18 protein-coding genes are annotated in these 17,713 nt (G+C 72.9%); 10 read left to right on the forward strand and 8 right to left on the reverse strand.

Annotation, left to right across the window (positions count from 1 at the left end; genetic code table 11):
- Nucleotides 1-111 precede the first annotated feature (111 nt).
- Together bla and BOQ63_RS09165 are read left to right on the forward strand one after the other, a co-directional pair.
- Nucleotides 112-1,059 carry a class A beta-lactamase gene (bla, locus tag BOQ63_RS09160; protein WP_072654027.1) on the forward strand — a complete coding sequence of 316 codons (948 nt, stop codon included), beginning with the start codon at nt 112-114 and terminating at the stop codon, nt 1,057-1,059.
- 138 nt (nt 1,060-1,197) lie between these two features.
- The gene (locus tag BOQ63_RS09165) at nt 1,198-2,226 is read left to right on the forward strand and encodes an MBL fold metallo-hydrolase (protein ID WP_030280632.1); all 1,029 of its coding nucleotides are present in this window, start codon (nt 1,198-1,200) and stop codon (nt 2,224-2,226) included.
- Nucleotides 2,227-2,591: 365 nt separating this feature from the next.
- Here the strand turns inward: BOQ63_RS09165 and BOQ63_RS09170 are convergent, their stop codons facing one another.
- Entirely contained in the window at nt 2,592-4,994 is a 2,403-nt protein-coding gene (locus BOQ63_RS09170) for a hypothetical protein (protein WP_167395695.1), read from the reverse strand.
- Nucleotides 4,995-5,192: 198 nt separating this feature from the next.
- Between BOQ63_RS09170 and BOQ63_RS09175 the strand changes: the two genes are divergently transcribed.
- The 3 genes from BOQ63_RS09175 (at nt 5,193) to BOQ63_RS09185 (ending at nt 7,004) form a co-directional block, all read left to right on the forward strand.
- On the forward strand, nt 5,193-6,152 hold the full coding sequence (locus BOQ63_RS09175) for a hypothetical protein (protein ID WP_072654029.1): 960 nt from the start codon (nt 5,193-5,195) through the stop codon (nt 6,150-6,152).
- Nucleotides 6,153-6,288: 136 nt separating this feature from the next.
- Nucleotides 6,289-6,603 (forward strand): ArsR/SmtB family transcription factor, encoded by a 315-nt coding sequence (locus tag BOQ63_RS09180; protein WP_030280638.1) that lies wholly within the window; start codon nt 6,289-6,291, stop codon nt 6,601-6,603.
- On the forward strand, nt 6,600-7,004 hold the full coding sequence (locus BOQ63_RS09185; RefSeq protein ID WP_030280641.1) for an SRPBCC family protein: 405 nt from the start codon (nt 6,600-6,602) through the stop codon (nt 7,002-7,004). The genes BOQ63_RS09180 and BOQ63_RS09185 overlap by 4 nt, the downstream gene beginning before the upstream one ends.
- Before the next feature lie 37 nt (nt 7,005-7,041).
- On the opposite strand, the gene BOQ63_RS09190 is transcribed toward BOQ63_RS09185, so the two are convergent.
- The 3 genes from BOQ63_RS09190 to BOQ63_RS09200 all read right to left on the reverse strand — a co-directional run bounded on the left by BOQ63_RS09190 (nt 7,042) and on the right by BOQ63_RS09200 (nt 9,221).
- The gene (locus tag BOQ63_RS09190) at nt 7,042-7,443 is read right to left on the reverse strand and encodes a pyridoxamine 5'-phosphate oxidase family protein (protein WP_030280649.1); all 402 of its coding nucleotides are present in this window, start codon (nt 7,441-7,443) and stop codon (nt 7,042-7,044) included.
- 63 nt (nt 7,444-7,506) lie between these two features.
- A complete protein-coding gene (locus BOQ63_RS09195) occupies nt 7,507-8,136 on the reverse strand; it encodes an MBL fold metallo-hydrolase (protein ID WP_030280651.1) in 630 nt (209 codons plus the stop codon).
- The gene (locus BOQ63_RS09200) at nt 8,136-9,221 is read right to left on the reverse strand and encodes an S-(hydroxymethyl)mycothiol dehydrogenase (protein ID WP_030280653.1); all 1,086 of its coding nucleotides are present in this window, start codon (nt 9,219-9,221) and stop codon (nt 8,136-8,138) included. The genes BOQ63_RS09195 and BOQ63_RS09200 overlap by 1 nt, the downstream gene beginning before the upstream one ends.
- A gap of 656 nt (nt 9,222-9,877) precedes the next feature.
- On the opposite strand from BOQ63_RS09200, the gene BOQ63_RS09205 reads away from it, so the two are divergent.
- Both BOQ63_RS09205 and BOQ63_RS09210 read left to right on the forward strand, forming a co-directional pair.
- The gene (locus tag BOQ63_RS09205; protein WP_046386684.1) at nt 9,878-11,098 is read left to right on the forward strand and encodes a cytochrome P450; all 1,221 of its coding nucleotides are present in this window, start codon (nt 9,878-9,880) and stop codon (nt 11,096-11,098) included.
- The gene (locus BOQ63_RS09210) at nt 11,095-11,352 is read left to right on the forward strand and encodes a ferredoxin (RefSeq protein WP_141763751.1); all 258 of its coding nucleotides are present in this window, start codon (nt 11,095-11,097) and stop codon (nt 11,350-11,352) included. Before BOQ63_RS09205 ends, BOQ63_RS09210 begins: the two co-directional genes overlap by 4 nt.
- A gap of 185 nt (nt 11,353-11,537) precedes the next feature.
- Here the strand turns inward: BOQ63_RS09210 and BOQ63_RS09215 are convergent, their stop codons facing one another.
- From BOQ63_RS09215 to BOQ63_RS09230, 4 genes are all read right to left on the reverse strand, one after another.
- On the reverse strand, nt 11,538-12,320 hold the full coding sequence (locus BOQ63_RS09215; protein ID WP_079183535.1) for a hypothetical protein: 783 nt from the start codon (nt 12,318-12,320) through the stop codon (nt 11,538-11,540).
- A complete protein-coding gene (locus BOQ63_RS09220; RefSeq protein ID WP_030280668.1) occupies nt 12,317-12,886 on the reverse strand; it encodes a hypothetical protein in 570 nt (189 codons plus the stop codon). The genes BOQ63_RS09215 and BOQ63_RS09220 overlap by 4 nt, the downstream gene beginning before the upstream one ends.
- Before the next feature lie 42 nt (nt 12,887-12,928).
- Complete coding sequence (locus BOQ63_RS09225; RefSeq protein ID WP_150475775.1) at nt 12,929-14,170, reverse strand: phosphotransferase family protein; 1,242 nt, start codon at nt 14,168-14,170, stop codon at nt 12,929-12,931.
- Between the two features lie 158 nt (nt 14,171-14,328).
- Nucleotides 14,329-15,312, reverse strand: a complete 984-nt coding sequence (locus tag BOQ63_RS09230) for a helix-turn-helix transcriptional regulator (RefSeq protein WP_030280673.1) — start codon at nt 15,310-15,312, stop codon at nt 14,329-14,331.
- A 372-nt stretch (nt 15,313-15,684) separates the two neighbouring features.
- Here BOQ63_RS09230 and BOQ63_RS09235 point away from each other — a divergent pair, with 372 nt between their 5' ends.
- The 3 genes from BOQ63_RS09235 (at nt 15,685) to BOQ63_RS09245 (ending at nt 17,644) form a co-directional block, all read left to right on the forward strand.
- Nucleotides 15,685-16,929: an IS256 family transposase gene (locus BOQ63_RS09235; protein WP_051746688.1), complete on the forward strand. Its 1,245-nt coding sequence runs from the start codon at nt 15,685-15,687 to the stop codon at nt 16,927-16,929.
- Between the two features lie 236 nt (nt 16,930-17,165).
- Nucleotides 17,166-17,324: a hypothetical protein gene (locus tag BOQ63_RS09240; RefSeq protein ID WP_157846595.1), complete on the forward strand. Its 159-nt coding sequence runs from the start codon at nt 17,166-17,168 to the stop codon at nt 17,322-17,324.
- A gap of 107 nt (nt 17,325-17,431) precedes the next feature.
- Nucleotides 17,432-17,644, forward strand: coding sequence for an MbtH family protein (locus BOQ63_RS09245; RefSeq protein ID WP_030280678.1), 213 nt, complete (start codon nt 17,432-17,434; stop codon nt 17,642-17,644).
- The last annotated feature ends 69 nt before the right edge of the window (nt 17,645-17,713 follow it).

The following is a 17,713-nucleotide window of genomic DNA, read 5'->3' on the forward strand; positions in this document are numbered from 1 at the left end:
ATATGGATCCGTTCACCATCATGGTCTTGGACCGGAGTCCTGACGGCCTGTTTAGCTGAGGCCACGGGCCGACCACGCGGCCTTCCCGTACGTCTGATCTGGAGACCACCGATGACGTCGTCGTTCCGGCGCCCCCGGACCGCGCTGCCCGCCGTCGCCCTGCTCGCGGCGGCCCTGGCCGTCGGCTGCGGCCACGGCACCTCCGGCGGCACCGGCGCTGCGGCAGCGGCCGTACCCACCACCGCCACGACCTCCGCCGGCCAGTCCTCGGCCGGTCCGACCGACGGCGCCTTCAAGGACCTCGAACAGCACTTCGGCGCCCGGCTCGGCGTGTACGCGGTGGACACCGGCAGCGGCCGGGAGGTCGCCTACCGCTCCGACGAGCGCTTCGCCTTCGCCTCCACGATCAAGTCGCTGCTCACCGGCGCCCTGCTGCGCACGGCGAGCGACCAGGAGCTGGACAAGGTGGTCACCTACCGCCAGGACGAGGTGCTGACCTGGGCACCGATCACCTCCCGGCACGTGGACACCGGCATGAAGGTGCGCGACCTGGCCGCCGCCGCCCTCGAGTACAGCGACAACACGGCCGCCAACCTCCTCATGACCGAACTCGGCGGCCCGGAGAACCTCCAGCGGACCCTGCGCGAGCTCGGCGACCCGACCACCAACGTCAACCGCAACGAACCCACCCTGAACGAGGCGACCCCCGGCGACCCCCGCGACACCAGCACACCCCGCGCCTTCGCCGCCGACCTGCGGCGCTACGTCCTCGGCGACGTCCTCACGGAGGACCGGCGCCGGATGCTCACCGACTGGATGGTCGGCAACACCACCGGCGCCCCGTTCATCCGCGCGGGCGTGCCCGCCCACTGGAAGATCGGTGACAAGACCGGCAACGGGGGCTACGGCACCCGCAACGACGTCGCCGTCGCCTGGCCGTCCGGCGGGCGCAGCCCGGTCGTCCTGGTCGTGATGTCCGACCGCGGCAAGGCCGACGCCACCTCCGACGACGCCCTGATCGCCGAGGCCACCAAGGCCGTCGTCACCGCCCTCGGCTGACCGGCCGGGACGGCCGGTCCACGACCGACAGCGACAACCGCCCGCCCACGACCGTCCGTCCGAAACCGAACGGAACCGCACCGCACCGCACCGAACAGTCCGAGGAGGTAGTTGACGATGCCCCTGCACCCCCGCCGAATGAACCGCCGACAGATCGCCCCCGCCGCCGACCGCCTGTCCCGCCGCCGCCTGCTCACCGCCTCCGCGACCGGCGCGGCGACCCTCGCCGGTGCCGCCGCGCTGACCGGCGCCGCTCCCGGCCCGAGCTCCGCGGCGGCCGGTGTCCGACCGTCCGGCCGCCGACGGCACCGCCCCGGGCCGCCCGGCCCGGCCGGTGTGCGGCTGCGCTGGCTGGGCAACAACGGCTGGGAGATCAGCTTCGGCGATCCCGACCGGCCCACCACGATCCTGATCGACCCCTGGATCACCCGCTTCCCCACCGGGACGTACACCCCGAAGGGCGCCGACCCCGCCACCCCGCTCAGCGTCGACACCGCCCTCATCGACAGCCTCCGGCTGCGCGCGGACCAGATCCTGGTGACCCACGGTCACTACGACCACCTGTCCGACGTCCCGTACCTCGCCGCCCGCACCGGCGCGACCGTCCTCGGCACCGAGACCCACGCCAACCTGCTGGCCGCGCTCGGCGCGCCCGAGGACCAGCTGTCGATGGTGCACGGCGGGGAGTACCTGCAGTTCGACGGCTACACCGTCCAGGTGATCAACTCACTGCACTCGATGACCGGCCCCCGCTCCAAGGTTCCTTTCCCCGGCACCCGCCCGGGTTCGCCGCCGCCCCGCCCGCGCGTCATCTCGGACCTCGTGGAAGGCGGCACCCTCGCCTACCTGATCACCGTCGGCGACAAGCTGAGCATCCTCGACAGCGGCGGCGCCAACTACGACGCCCGCCACCTCACCGGCCTCACCCCGGACGTCCTCCTCCTCCAGCCCGGCGGAGCCTCCGTCCCCGACTACGTCCCCCGCCTCCTCGACGTCCTCGACCACCCCCCGTACGTCGTTCCCACCCACTGGGACGACTTCGACCACCCCCTCAACGAACCCGCCCGCGACTGGGGCGGCCTCGCCGAGCTCGAAGCCGCCGTCCACCGGGCCGACCCGGAGGCCCGCTTCCTCCGCCTGGACCACCTGGAGAGCTTCACCTTCTGACTACGGCGCGCCTACCGCCCGGGCGTCCGGAACCGGCCCTTGTCACGGCGATCGGCCGCTGGAAGCATCACCCCGTCCGGCCGTGCCCCGGCGGAACCGTCCGCCGACGTGTGTGTCCTGGTCCGGGACAACGGCCAGATCCGGTACGACTCCTACGGCGGCGCCCGGTCCCCGTGGGCCTATGACGGCCCGGGCCACTTCGTCCGGACCCAGATCATCGACAACCTCGGGCTCGGGATCTCCTGGGGCATGTACAACCGATCCCTGCCGACTACGTCAGCAGCAGGCGGGTTCGGGCCTGGGGCCCGTCCTCGAACTCCTTTCGTCCGCGCCGCGGGCGGGAGTTCGAGGACAGGCCCTCGGGGTCAGTCGGTGGTGTTGCGGCGGCGGCGCAGCCAGATCAGGGCCGTGCCGGCTGCGGTGAGTGCGGCGGCGGTTCCGGCGAGGCCGGTGATCCGGGCGCCGGTGGAGGCGAGGCTGCCGCCACCGCCACCGGCGCCGGTTCCGGTGCCGGTGCCGCCGTTCGCGCCGCCCGTACCGCCGCCCGCGTCACCGCTCGGTGTCGGGGGCCCGGTGGGCGTCGGCGTCGGGCCGGTGGTCGGTCCACCGGTCGGGGTCTGCGTCGGTGCGGGGGTTCCCGTCGGCGTGGGGGTGGGAGTCGGAGTGGGCGTCGGGGTGGGCGTGGGAGTCGGCGTGGGCGTGGGTGTCGGGTCGCCGCTGGTGCCCGCCTGGCCGCTGTTGTCGCCGCCCATGACCGTGACCCCGTCGTCCTTGTACGACAGCGCCTCGGCCTTCGCGTGCTGGGTGACGTCGTCGAGGTTCGGCTTCGCCGTCCGGAAGGCCGCCTGGTCGATCTTCTGCTGCGGCTGCTGCTGGAAGTCGACCCCGCCGACGATGTAGGTGTAGACGGTGCCGCCGAGCGGGAGCTGGTACGTGAAGTCGCCCTCGGTGAACGACTTCCGCATCTCGCGCCAGACGGTCATCTTGTCCCAGCCGGCGTTCTTGCCGCGCAGCGGCCACTTCGACACGTCGTTGCTGTCGATGATCTTGGTGAACGCGCCGCCGAACGCCTTCGGGTCCTTCGCGACCGTCTGGCGGACGTACTCGGCGCCGATGCGGGCCTTGTAGACGCGGCGCAGGTCCGCGTACTTCGGGTCCTCGTTCACCTCCTTCTCCACGATCGGCAGGATGGTGGAGCGGTAGACGTCCATGTTGTGGTCGATCTGCTCCTTGGTCAGGTGGCAGCTCTGGCCCGGGCCCGTGCTGGTGTAGTCCTGGGCCACGGTCTTGACTTCCAGCGGGCTGTCGAGGATGTAGACGCCGTCGTCCTGGACGCGCACCTTGGCCTCTTTGGGCACGATCCAGTTGCGGGTGGAGTTCATGCACGGCAGCCCGTCGACCCGGGAGATGCCGTACCAGAACTTGTTCCCGGCCTCCGTCTTCGGGTCCTCGGTCCGGCCGAAGTCGCGCTTCATGGCCAGGTCGGCCTCGAGCAGCACCCGTCCGGCGTCCGTCCTGTCGAACGGCGGCTGCATGATCGTGCTCGGGTCGTCGGGGTTGAGGTTGACCCAGAAGTGGTCCGGGGTGAGCGCGAGCCAGGTGAAGAAGGCGTCCGAGATGAGCTGCGCCTTCTCCTGGCCGCCGTAGCCGGGCTTCCCGTCCTCGTCGGTGCTGCTCGCGCTGAACGCGTACTTCAGGTTTCCGGCCTTGGTCTGGCCGACGTAGGAGAGGTCGAGGGTGGAGAAGTCGATGCCGCCGGGGCGGCGGATGTCCTGCTCGGGTTCCTCGATCAGGCCGTTGGTCCGCTGGGCCTCCTGTTCCGCCTCCTCCGGGGTCGGGGCGGAGCCCTTCACCATGTCGGTGCCGGCGCCGACGGACGGCTCGGCCGGGTCCGCGGTCATCGTCGCCGGGTCCTGGCGCAGGTACGGGGTCTGCTTGAACTGCGGCTCCGGGGTGGCCGAGTGCCGGTAGTAGTCGACCCCGGCGGCCTTGTACTTGTCGATCGTCCTGCCGTCCGGCTGCTGGCCGTTGATGTAGACGACCTTCCAGCCGCGCGCGCTCAGGGCCTTGTCCACCGGGAGCTGGGCCTTGTCGTAACCGATGCCGGACTTGATCTCGTAGATCGTCCTGGTCCGCATGTTGACCGCGTCGAACTTGCGGTCGCTCTTGGGGAACTGGTCGCCGAGCTCGTCCTTCAGCTCCTGGTACAGCTTCCCGTCGAGGTCCTTGAGGCTGCCCTGGCAGATCCAGTCGACCCCGCCGAGGTTGAAGTAGCGCACGACCTCACGCTCGTAGGCCTCGCCACGGCGGTTGTTGCCCACGTTGCGGGTGTAGACGTTGTTCAGCCAGTCGTTGAAGCTGCCCTTGTAGGGCGTGCTGCCGGCCTGCTTCTGCATCCAGGTCGCGACCGCGTTCTCGATGGTGCCCCAGTCGTACTTCTTCGGGTCCGACCCCTGGGGCAGCGGGATGCTGGACGGGTCCTCCAGGCCGTTGAAGCCCTGGGACGGCAGGTCGTACGGGTAGAGGCGCTGCTCGGCGTCCGGGGTGGCCCACTGGCCGGAGCCGGCGGGCCGGTAACCGGGGAGCGTGGACGGGTCCGGCGGCGTCGGCGAGGTGCCGTACTTGTCCTGGCAGCGCGTGATGGTCGGCGCCGCCTCGGCGTGCTCCTGCAGGCCGGGAAGTCCGGCCAGCACCAGCGTGGTGATGCCCAGGACGACGGCCGCGGCCTGGGCCGCCAGCCGCCCCCTGGGGCGTAACGGTGTCTGCACGGTGTGGCGATCCCCTCGTGGGGGCCGGAACTCGGACACGTGCGCCCGGCGGCGTGCGGCCCCCGTCGACACGTCCCCGGCGGGCGCCACCCTAGCCGCGGCGCGGAGGGAATTCGACGGCTTTACAGATCGGCCACAGAAGGCACAATTTCGCCTGAATTCACGGGAGTTGACGGCCCAGGGCATAGGCTGACCGACATGGACGACGATCACGGCGGGACGGGGCGGGCGATGCTGGAGGACTGGCTGGAGGACCTTCCCCTCCTCGTCGCCCGCCTGGAGCGGGTGCACCTGACGGACGGCCCGGCCCTCGACTACGGCCCCGGCTCGCTGGCCGCCCTGGAGCAGGTGCTGCTCGCCGAACCCGGCGGACCGGACGAGGACTTCACCCGCGCGGCGGCCGGATACCTGGGCGAAGTGCTGCTGGTCACCGGCGGCGGCCGGTGGGGCGTGGACGACACCGGACCGGTCGTGCTCCCCGATCCGGCGCTTGGCCTGGCGCCGCTGTCCGTCGGCACACTGGTCGACGCCGCACTCGCCGAGGCCGGCGGCGAGGTGTTCGGCCGGGAGCACTCGCGGCTCGCGGCCGCCGTGGCCGCGGTCCGCGCGGAGCGCTCCGACTGGACGCCCCACAAGGAGGTCTCGCCGCTGGACCCGATCGGACCGCAGTCCGACGACCCGGTGCTGGCCGCCTGGCTGCGGGAGCGCCGGGCGGCCTTCCCGGCCTGGGCGGACCAGCTGCCGGGGGGCCGGAGCGCGTACGACTTCTCCCCGGCCGGCCTCGACGCGCTGGAGCGGGAGGTACGGCGGCGGTACCCGGCGGTGGACGCCTTCGACGCGGAGGCGACCGGCCCCTTCCCGAGCGGTCCGTCCCCGAGCGGCTCCTTCCCGACCAGCCCCTTCCTGGCCGGCGCGGTCTGGTACCTGGGCGAGGTCGTCTGCCTACGGTGCGACTCCGTCTGGCTCCACTGGCCCGTCGACCCCGCCGCCGAACCCGGCAGCCACCACCACCCCGACAACCCCTGGTCCGGCATCCCCTTCACCCACCAACCCCACCGGCGCGACGCCCAGGCCTTCAACCCGCTGGCCGAACTCCGCGGCCTGGTCCGCTACGGCGACGGCTACCACCTGCGCAACGTCCTGCCGTCCGCGCGCTGACGGCCGCCCGGCCGCTGTCGCGGCGTCACGGCTCGCTATGGACCACCCGTACAGCGTCGAGGTGGACCGCCGTCGATCCGCGCCCATGCGTCGGGAGAAGTTGACATGTCGGGAGTCTCCGACGCATGGTGGAGCCATGGCGGACGTCGACGTCTTCAGCGCGCTGGCCAACCCCGTGCGGCGGAAACTGTTGGAGAGCCTCCGGGCCGGGCCACGAGCGGCCGGGGAGCTGGCCGGGGAGTTCGAGCTCAGCCGGCCGGCCGTGTCCGAGCACCTGGCGGTGCTCCGGAACGCCCGGCTGGTGCGGGAGGAGCCGCGCGGGCGGCATCGGTACTACCACCTGGAGCCCGGGCCTCTGGCCGCGGTCGAGGAGTGGCTCCAGCCGTTCGAACGTTACTGGCGGGCGCGGATGCGTTCGCTGCACCGGCTCCTGGACGAGGAGGGTTCATGACCGAGAAGGCCGCGATCCACTGCGACGAGTTCCTGCCGTACCCGCCGGCACGGGTGTGGGAGGCACTGACCGATCCGGAGCTGCACGCGCGGTGGTGGGCCGCCGGGGACGTGAAGGCGGTGGTCGGGCACCGGTTCACGCTGGACATGGGGCCGTGGGGGCAGCAGCCGTGCGAGGTGGTCGAGGTGGAGGTGGAGCGGCTGCTGCGGTACAGCTTCGCCGCCGGGTCGCTGGACACCACCGTCACCTGGCGGCTGGTGCCCGAGGGGCACGGCACCCGGCTGCTGCTGGAGCACACGGGGTTCGACCTGGACAACCCGATGGGCCGGCAGGCCCACCAGGGGATGGGGCAGGGCTGGCCGTCGGTGCTGCGCAGGATCGCCCCGGCACTCGCGGAGTGAGCAGTGGGGAGATGCGGAGCGAGCAGTGGCGGGAGCGTCAGGCGCGGCCGAGGACGCGCCTGACGGTGATCTCGATGACCACCCGGTCCGGGTTCTCCCGCGGCGTGCGGTAGCGCTCGGCGTAGCGGCGCTCGGCGTCGGCGACCTGCGCCGGCTCGTCGCGCAGGACGGCCGTGCCCTCCAGGGTGGACCAGCGGGCCCGGTCGACCTGGCAGACCGCGACCGGCAGACCCTCGGGCCCGGCGGCCGCGACGTTGCGGGCCTTGCGGCTGGTGCGGCTGGTGATGACCCGGGCCGTGCCGGTCGCCGGGTCGAAGGTGACGCCGACCGGCACCACGTGCGGGGTCCCGTCCGGCCGGGCGGTGGTCAGGGTGGAGATGTGCCGCTCGCGCCAGAAAGCGAGGAAGGCGTCGTCGAGCTCGCGCGGGTCGTGGGCCATGATCGCGATGGTACGGCCCCCGGGGAGTGATCGACTCCCCGGGGGCCGTACCGGTACGGGCGGTCAGTGACCGCGGGCGATCCACTCCGGCAGAGCCGGCGCCTCGGCTCCGATCGTGGTCGGGTCGCCGTGGCCGGTGCGCACCACCGTGTCGGCCGGGAGGGAGAGCAGCCGCTCCCGGATCGAGTCGATGATGGTCGGGAAGTGCGAGAACGAGCGGCCGGTGGCGCCCGGGCCGCCCTGGAACAGGGTGTCCCCGGTGAACACGGTGCCGAGCCCGGGCGCGTACAGGCAGACCGCGCCGGGCGCGTGGCCGGGGGTGTGCAGCACGGTCAGCTCGGTGCCGGCCACCTCGATCCGCCGACCGTCGGTGAGTTCGCCGTCCGGGAGCCGCTCGGGGTGGGTGAGCTTCCACAGCGGGAGGTCGTCCGGGTGCAGCAGGATCGGCGCGCCGGTGCGCTCGGCCAGCGCCGGGGCGGCGTCGATGTGGTCGTTGTGGGCGTGGGTGGAGACGATCGCCAGCAGCCGGCGTCCGCCGAGCGCGGCCTCGATGGCGTCGGCGTCGTGCGCGGCGTCGATCACCACCGCCTCCTCGTCGTCGCCGACGATCCAGACGTTGTTCTCCACCTCCCAGCTGCCGCCGTCGAGTTCGAAGGTCCCTGCGGTGACCAGCCGGTCGATCCGGGCGGCCATCAGAACACCACCACCGAGCGGAGGACGTCGCCGTGGTGCATGCGCTCGAAGGCCTGCTCCACCGCGTCGAGTTCGATGGTCTCGGTGACGAAGGCGCCCAGGTCCAGGCGGCCCTGGAGGTACAGGTCGATCAGCATCGGGAAGTCCCGGGTGGGCAGGCAGTCGCCGTACCAGGAGGACTTGAGCGCGCCGCCGCGGCCGAAGACGTCCAGCAGCGGCAGTTCGAGGGTCATCTCGGGGGTCGGCACGCCGACCAGGACGACGGTGCCGGCGAGATCGCGGGCGTAGAAGGCCTGCTTGTACGTCTCGGGGCGGCCGACGGCCTCCACCACGACGTCCGCGCCGTTGCCGCCGGTCAGCTCGCGGATCGCCTCGACCGGGTCGGTGGTGCGGGAGTTGACGGTGTGGGTGGCGCCGAGCTTGCGGGCCGTCTCCAGTTTCCGGTCGTCGATGTCCACCGCGATGATCTTCGACGCCCCGGCCAGCCGGGAGCCCATCACGGCCGCCCCGCCGACTCCGCCGCAGCCGATCACGGCGACGGTGTCGCCGCGGCCCACGCTGCCGGTGTTGATCGCGGCGCCGAGGCCCGCCATCACGCCGCAGCCCAGCAGTCCGGCGACGGCCGGCTCGGCGGCCGGGTCGACCTTGGTGCACTGGCCGGCCGCGACCAGGGTCTTCTCGGCGAAGGCGCCGATGCCCAGCGCCGGGGAGAGCTCGGTGCCGTCCAGCAGCGTCATCTTCTGCTTCGCGTTGTGGGTGTTGAAGCAGTACTGCGGGCGGCCGCGCTTGCAGGCGCGACACTGACCGCACACCGCACGCCAGTTGAGGACGACGAAGTCGCCGGGCTCGACCTCGGTCACGCCCTCTCCGACCGACTCCACGATGCCCGCGGCCTCGTGGCCGAGCAGGAACGGGAACTCGTCGTTGATGCCGCCCTCGCGGTAGTGGAGGTCCGTGTGACAGACGCCGCAGGCCTGGATCCGCACCACCGCCTCGCCCGGCCCCGGGTCCGGTACCACGATCGTGGTCACCTCCACGGGCGCACCCTTGGCACGCGCGATGACTGCCTTGACCTGCTGGGCCATCCGATTCCACCTCCATCGGCCGATGCGGCTCTGCACCGGCGTGACCTGCGACAAACGACTGCAGAGCGCCTGCAGAAGCACTGCAGAAGGACCGCAGGAGAACTGTAGGAGCACTGCTGAAGGACTGCCTACGAAGGGTAGCGCCCGACCGGTCGGGTGCCGACGCGGCGTCCGGCCCCGCGCGGCCCGGCGGGCAGGGGCGCTCGAGTGGCGCTGAGCGCCCGTCAGCATGCTGCGAACTGCCCGGAAAGCGCCGCCGTTGGCTGGAAGTGCCGCAGACGGGTGCCCCGCCGTCCACGTACGGTCGTAGCTGAGACGGTCCACGCGACCACGCTCAGCACATCCGCCCCACCTGACGGCACGCCACCGCACGCCGCACGTGCCGGGCGCGCACCGACCGTACGCCCCGTACGTTTCGCGCCATCCGGCGCCGTCCGGCGTTGCCCGCGCACGGCCCGTGCCCCCGCCCGGGCAACGCTCCCCGCACCACCCGGCACCACCCGCACGACCGCCCCACCCGCACCACCCGGCACCACCCGCACCGCCGGCCCTGGTCGAGCCGCCCCCGGCCGAACCGCCCGTCCCCCTCGCCACACCCCGGATGCACCCCCCGTCGGGCCGCCCCCGCGGCCCCCGCCCTGGAGTCTGGAGTACGGATGTCCACCGAGAACAGTGCGACCGGTGCCGGCACCGGCACCGCCCCGCTCCCCCCGATGCACTGCCTGCGCCACCTGGAACCCGGCCCGCCCCGGCTCGCCGCGCTGCCCACCGGAACCCCGGTCTGGCTGGTCAGCCGGCACGCCGACGTCCGCCAGGTGCTGACCGACCCGCGCCTCGGCCGCGCCCCGCTCTACGCGCCGGACGCCCCGCCGCTCATGGTCACGCCGAACATCCTGGACGACCCGCAGAGCATGCTGAACATCGACGGCACGGAGCACCAGCGGCTGCGCCGCACCGTGCAACGGGCGTTCACCCCGCGCGCGATCGCCCGCTGGAAGCCCTGGGTGGCCTCGGTGGTCGAGTCGCTGATCGACGAGCTGATCGACAGGGGCTCCCCCGCCGACGTCGTCGGCGCCTACACCCGGCCGCTGCCGGTCGCGGTGATCAGCCGCCTGATGGGCCTGGACAACCTCGACAGCAAGCGGCTCGCGCACTGGAGCGACCACGCGCTCTCCACCACCGCCTACAGCGCCGAGGCGATCGGCACCGCGATGACCGAGTTCGCCGCCTTCGGCGCCGAGGTGATCGCCGACCGCCGCGCCGACCCTGGCGAGGACCTGGTCAGCAGCCTGCTCGCGGCCGCCGCCGAGGACGGCTCGATCACCGAGGGCCAGCTGATCGCGCTGGTCATCGGCCTCGTGGTGGCCGGTCACGAGACCACCATGACCAGCCTCGGCAACGCCCTGGTCTACCTGCTCCAGGACGGCCACGAGGCCTGGCAGCGGCTCGCCTCCGACGAGACGAGCGCAGCCGCCGCGACCGAGCAGATCCTGCGGGCCGTCCCGCTCGGCGACGCCGCGGAGCACATGCCCGGGCTGCTGCGCCGCACGGTGGAGGACGTCGAGATCGGCGGGGTGGTCATCCCGGCCGGCAGCGTCGTCGCCGCCGACACCGGCTCCGCCAACCAGGACCCGGAGGTCTTCACCGGGGACCTGCGCACCGAGCTGTTCTCCCCGCTGGCCGCGCCGATGCTCACCTTCGGCGCCGGACCGCACCACTGCCTGGGCGCCTGGCTGGCCCGGATGGAACTCGAACTCGCCCTGCACCGGCTCGCCCGCCGGCTGCCCGCGCTGCGGATGGCCGACCCGGTCGAGGACATCGACTGGCGGCGCGGACTGCTCACCCGCAGCCCCAACGCGCTGCGGGTCGCCTGGTGACGGGCCCCGCCGGGACGGAGCCGGTGGTCGTCCGGGTCGACCGCGACCGCTGCATCGGCTCCGGGATGTGCGCGCTGAGCGCCCCGGGCTCGCTGGCCCTGGACGCCGACGGGCGGGCCCGGCCGGTGGCCGAGTACGCCGACGCGGGCGCCGAGCTGACGGACGGGCTGGCCGAGGCGGTGGAGTACTGCCCGGTCGAGGCACTGGCCCTGCACTCGGCGCGTGGAGGGTACCGGATCGCCCCGGCGGAGTGACGGCCCGGCCGGTGTCGGCTGCCGCACCCGCGGCAGCCGACACCGGCCGGATCAAGGCCGAGACGCACTCCAGCTCCTGCAACAGCTCCTGCAACGTCAGCTCGGGCAACACCGGCGACGGCACCGGGTTCGGCGGCGCACGTTCCACCCGGGCAGCTCATGCTGCGGACACAGGCTCTCCTCCCTCAGCTCTGCAACAGACGGTTGAAGAAGGTTCGGTACTGCTGGAGGGCGACCCGCAGCTCCTCGGTCTCGACCTCGTCACCCCGGTTCCACTGGCCTTCGAGGCTGCTTCGGCGGTCGGCGAAGGACGCGGCCAGTCGCTGCATGAGGTCGGCGACGAGGGCATCCGCGGTGTGGACGGCCTGGCGGGGGTCGTCGACGAAGTCCGTCTGCACCTGCTGCCAGCGCTCGCGCAGCTCCTGGGTCTCCGCCGCCGGGAGCAGCGGTTCACGGTCGGCGCTGCGGCCCTCGTCCGACTGGTCCGGCACTTCGCCCTCCTCGGCGCGGGTCGTGCGGTCACCTGCCTCGTCGGGGCCGCCACCGGTGCCGGTGGTGCCGGTCGTGCCAGGGGCCTCGGTCGTGCCGGCGTTGCCGGTTGTGTCCGTAGCGCCGGTTGTGTCCGTAGCGCCGGTCGTGTCCGTAGCGCCGGTCGTGCCGGTCGTGTCCGTGGTGCCGGTGGTGTCGGTGCTGCCGGAGGCCTCGGTCGTGCCGGTCGTACCCGCGATGTCAGCGGTGCTGGTCGTCCCGCTCGTGTCGGCCGTGTCGGACCTGTCGGCGTTGCCGGTGGCCTCGCCCGGGTAGACGGCCCGCTGCCTCTCCCGGGACTCGGTTCCCTCCTGCTCCTCGGAACCGAACACCGTAGTGTCCCGCTCGGCCCCGGTCCGCTGTTCCTCCTCGGTGGCGGCGGACTTCTCGGTGGTCATCCGCCCCTTGTCGTCGAAGTGCATGTGCGACATCTCGGTCATCTCCTTCCGGCCCCGCTGTCCCGGCCCGGGGGCTCGTCACCGTTCAGGAGCTCCGCGAACAGCGCGCGGTAGTGCACCATCGCGCCCCGGAGCTCCTCGGTGGTGGCGTCGGCCCGTCGGGCCGAGGCGTTGGTCGCGTGGGCCGCACGGTAGTGCTCCAGCGTCCGTCCGTGCTCGACGGACAGGTCCCGGAGCTGCTGTTCGTAGCCCTCGGTGGGATAGCCGCGGTCGTGCATCAGCAGGGTGACCAGCCGGTCTGCGTGCTGGACGGCTTCGCCCGGCCGGTCGACGAACTCCTGCTGGACCCGCTTCCAGTCCTCGGTGTACCGCTGTCTCGCGTCCGGTGGCAGCGGCGTGATCTGAAGCTGGTCGTGGCGCTGTTCCCGCTCCCGCAGGTCCCGCTCGGCGGCCCGGTGGCTGCCGGTACGGTCGACGGCGCGCTCGTACTCCGGGCCGAACCGCTGTTGCAGCCGGCGGCGGCGGTTCACGTACCACAGCACCACGGCGGCCAGGATCAGTACGACCACCACGGGGACGATGATCGCGATGAGGGTCCCGGTTGACATCAGGTCCTCCCTCGTCCTTCGGTGCTCAGCCGCTGCCCACATTCAGCGGGTCGAAACGCCCGGTGCCAGAACGGCGCGCAGTTCGGCGGCCGGGTCACCCTCGTGGTACGGACGCTCACTGGGCTCGATGTGGTCCAGGAACTCCTGGTACCGCAGCGCGTAGGACAGGTGGTACAGCGGCTCGGCGAGCTCCAGGGCGCGGCGCGGGTCCGAGCCGGGGGCGTGCTCGCGCCAGGCGGCCGTCCAGACCACGGCGGCGTGCTGCCAGGCCTCCGGGGTGAGGTAGGCGCGGGGGCGCAGGCCGTCCAGGGCGGGGTGGCCGAGGCAGGCGTCCGCGTAGTCGACCACGACCGGGCTGCCGTCGTTGGTGCGCCAGTTCCCGGGGTGGAAGTCGCCGTGCAGGAGGGTTTCCGGGAGCCCGCAGGCGGCCAGCCCGTCCAGCAGTGCGGGCAGCTCGGCGGCGAAGTCCCGCAGCCGGTCCTGCTCTGCGGCCGTCAGGTCGGTCTCGGCGGGGAGGCGGTCCAGCAGCGCCAGGAACTGGGCGTGCAGCGCGGCGGGCGTGCGGTCTCGCAGGCCCGCGAGCGCGCCCGGGCGGGCGGCCAGGGCCGCCTGGGCGGCGACGAAGCGCGGGACGACGTCGGCGACGGTCCCGGTGGACGGGCTCCAGCAGTCCTCGCCGGGGACGTGGTCGAGCAGCAGCCGGCCGTGGGCCGGGTCGGCGGCGAGGACGGTCGGGACGAGCGACGGGTCGGCGGCGCCGAGCAGCGCGATCACCTCTCCTTCCAGGGCGTTGAACCGCGGGCTGGTGGTCTTCAGCCAGGCGTCGGTGCCGGCGGCGGTGGAGAGTCGGAAGAGGGCGGACAGGTTCCAGGTCCGGATCTGCCGCGCGGCGGCGCCGGCCGGGCGGCCGATCGCGCCGAGTTGCGTGTCGGCCCAGGCCAGCGCGGCGCGCAGGCCCTCGGGCGTGGCCCACGCGGCGCGGCGGTCGGCGGGCGCCAGCAGGGCGGCCGTTCCGCCGTCCAGCGGGCGGGGTTCGAGGGCGGTCGGCCGCCGGAGCGCCTCGGCGTGGTAGCGCACCCGGCCGCCGTGGCCTGGGTCCTCGCTGTGCCCGTCGACCAGCCTGGTCACCAGCACCGGCGCTCCGGCCAGTTCCGTCGCCCGCGCGACGACCCCGTCCACCGAGGACCACCATCCGAGGTCCGCCTCGAACGGGCCCAACTGCCCGAAGTACTCGTCCCCGTGGGTGAGGTCGACCGTCACGGTCCGGCTGCTCGCTCGCTGCATCCGGGCAGCTTCGCCGACCGGCCTCCGGGAGCGCGAACGAATTTCCGCCGCCCACCCGCTGCCCCACCCACTGCCCCGCCCACGAGCGGACCCGGTGCTCCCCTGCCGAGGCTTCGCTGCCCGAAGCCCTGCCGAGAGGAAAGGCACCTGGCGCTCGGTCAGAGCTCGTCGGGCGCTTCGTCCAGCACGCCCTCGCGCGCGATGATGTAGCCGAGGTGGCCGCGGCTGCGGCTGCCGAGGAGTTCGCTGGCCTTCTGGATGTGGCTGGAGACGGTGCGGGTGCTCATGCCGAGGCGGGAGGCGATGGCCTCGTCGGTGAAGCCGTTGACCATCAGCCGCAGCACGTTGCGGCGGGTGCGGTCGGTGAGCAGTCGGGGGCGGTGGTGGCCCTCCGGGTAGGTGACGGGCTCGGCGCGCTCCCACATCAGCTCGTAGATCTTGAGCAGGTACTCGACCAGCGGCGGGTACTGGATGAGCACCGCGGCGGCCTCGCGCTTGGCACCGGCCGGGATGAAGGCGGTGGAGCTGTCGCAGATGATGACCCGGTCGAAGACCTCGTTGAGGGTGCGCACCTGGGCACCGCGGGCGGTGACCTGCTCGATGTAGGCGAGCGTCGGGCCGTGTGAGCGCACCGTGTGCTGGTAGAGGGTGCGTTGGCGAACTCCGCGTTCGGCGAGCGCGAGGTCGCGCGGGAGGGCGTCGGCGAGCTGGTCGGCGCCGCGGCCGCCGCCGGGCTGGGCGGTGCGCAGTTCCTCGGTGCAGGCCGCGACGGCCTTCTCCAGCGCGGGGTTGATCTCCTCGCCGGCCAGCAGGCGGATCGGGAGCTGGGCCTGTCTCATCACGTCCCGGTAGGCCTGTTCGGCCGCGGTGAAGGCGGTGCGCAGTTCGGCGAGCTGCTCCTGGTGGGCCAGCACGGCGAGTTCGAGCGGCCGGGCGAGGCCGGTGACCGCGAGGTCGGGCGGGACGGGGGCGAGCCGCTGCCCGGCCCCGGGCAGGGTGCGCAGCAGGCCCATGCTGAGCAGGCACTCGGGAGCCTGCCCGACGGCGGCCCCCTTGGTGAGGGCGGCCCGGTAGTACTCGATACCCCGGTCACAGAGTTGGGGTGTCCCCTTTTCCGTACACCTGTCCTGGGATACGCACATCTGGGGGTCCTTCCGGCTTCGGCATTGCGCTTTCACGAATGCCCGCACCGGCTACAGCCAGGCATCCGAAAGGGCAGGATGGTGCTTGCCTGCTGTTCGGACGCATCCCCCCCGGGCCACGACAGCCGCGAGTGTACGCCCTGAAGGCGCGGAAATCAGCGGTTCACGGCGAAACCGGGCATGCCCGGAAACGGCGTCCGACGGTGGTGACGGCGAGGACGACCGTACCCGACTGCGGTGACGGGCGGATGGCCGCCGCATTGCACGTGTCGACCCGTCAGGGCGGCCGGAGCGAACGGCCGGTGGATCGGCCGGCCGACGGACGGAGGGCACCCCTTGTTGCGAGCTGATCCCGATCCACGGCCCCCGTCCGTGGACCTGGCCGAGTTGGTGGACCAGCGTCTGGTGCGGCAGCTCGCGGAGGCCGCCGCCGCGCAGGTCGGTTCCGGCGCGGTGCAGTTGCTGGGCGACGGCGGGCTGTTGCAGGCGCTCGCCAAGCAGTTGATCGAGCGAGCCCTGGAGCTCGAACTCCAGGAGCACCTGCGCGGCCCCGGCACCAACAGCCCCACCGGCGCCGGCGGCCGTACGGTCGCCGGCCGCCCCGGTGGCCCCAACGGCCCCAACGGCGCGCGGGACAGACGGCTGCTCACCGAGATCGGCCCGGTGGACGTGCGGGTGCCACGCGACCGCGACGGCAGCTTCGCGCCCCGTACGGTACGGCCCCGGGCCCGTCGGCTGCCCGGCCTCGACCGGCTGGTGGTCTCGCTCACCGCGCGCGGGCTCAGCTCGGGCGAGCTGGTGGCGCACCTGGCCGAGGTGTACGGAGTGGAGCTCAGCCGGGAGACCGTGTCGGTGATCACCGACCAGGTGCTCGACGAACTCGCCGACCGGCGCGGGCGCCCGCTGGACCCGGTCTACCCGGTGGTCTTCCTCGACTCGGTGCGCAGCGGCCGCTCGGGCGGCCCGCTGGTGCACCTGGCGCTGGGGATCTCCGCCGACGGTCTGCGGGAGGTGCTGGGCCTGTGGCCGGCCGTGGACGGGGAGCACTGGCCGGAGGTGCTGGACGGGCTGGCCGAGCGCGGGGTGCGCGAGGTATGGGTCCTGGTGGGTGACGCTGGAGCGGGGCTGGCCGAGGCGGCGGCCGCGCGATGGCCTCGCGCGGTGGTGCACACCTCGGTGGCCCACCTGCTGCCCGCCGCGCTGCGGCACGCGCCGGGCGAGGACTGGAGCGGGCTGACCCGGGCCCTGCGGGAGATCTGCACGGCGCCGACCGAGGCAGCGGCACTGGAGCGGCTGGGCCGGGCCGAGCGGGAGTGGGGCCCGGGCCACCGGGAGGTTTTCCGGGTGTGGCGGGCGGCCTGGCCGCTGCTGGCGCCCGGCTTCCGGTTCGGCCCCGAGGCGCGGCGGCTGCTCGCGGGCGGGGGCGCGCTGGAGCGGTTGCACGCCCGGTTGCGCCGCATCGAGCAGGCGGCGGGGCGGGTGCGGGACGAGCAGGCGGCGCTCAAGCGGGTCTACCTGGCGACACTCGCCCTGGAATCGCCGGCCGGGGCGGGGCGGCCGTGGGCCGGGGACTGGCCGGCCGTCCGGGAGGAGCTGCGGCGGGGGTCCGGGCACTGACCCGTTCCCCGTACCGCCCGGGCCTCCGCATGCCTCGCCTCCCACCACTGATCTGACAGTGCCAGGTGCTCTTTGCATCAGATCTGCCCGTTTTTGACACAGTCTGTTCACGCTTCCGGTTCCCGCATTGCGTGATCCCGATAACGGCCAGAGCTTCCACGCCAGTTTGAGCCTCGGCAGGATTCATTCACAGCGAGGAGCGCACACACCGCCCGCCTCAGGAAGAGGAATTCGCCATGACGAATCTTGCCGGTCGCATTCACAAGATGCTCGGGATTCTCGCCGTTCTGCTGGTTGCCGTGGTCGGCCTCCAGAGCCACACCGGACCGTACCAGTCCCCCGCCGCCGCCGGCCCCTCGGGCATGCACGGGGACGACTCCGGCTGGGGGCCGTGAACGCCTCGAAGCGGATCCGGTGAAACCGAAATTGACATGATCCGTTCATCTCACTCCGGCGCAATTCCCCCCTCCTCGTAATTCTCCGAACAGAGAGGAAACCGACGATGGCGAACCCGTTCGAGGACCCCGAGGCCGAGTACCTCGTCCTGGTCAACGACGAGGGCCAGCACTCGCTGTGGCCGGTCTTCAGCCCGGTGCCCGACGGCTGGCAGCGGGTCTTCGGCGCGGCCGCGCGCCAGGACTGCGTCGACTACGTCGAGCAGCACTGGCAGGACCTGCGGCCGAAGAGCCTGGTCGCCCACCTGTCCGGCCACTGACCGCGGCGCCGCCCCGGCGCCCCCACCGGCACCGCACCGCCCCACCACACGCTCCGCCGGCCGCCCGGA

Source organism: Streptomyces viridifaciens, from assembly GCF_001888885.2.
GTDB lineage: Bacteria > Actinomycetota > Actinomycetes > Streptomycetales > Streptomycetaceae > Kitasatospora > Kitasatospora aureofaciens.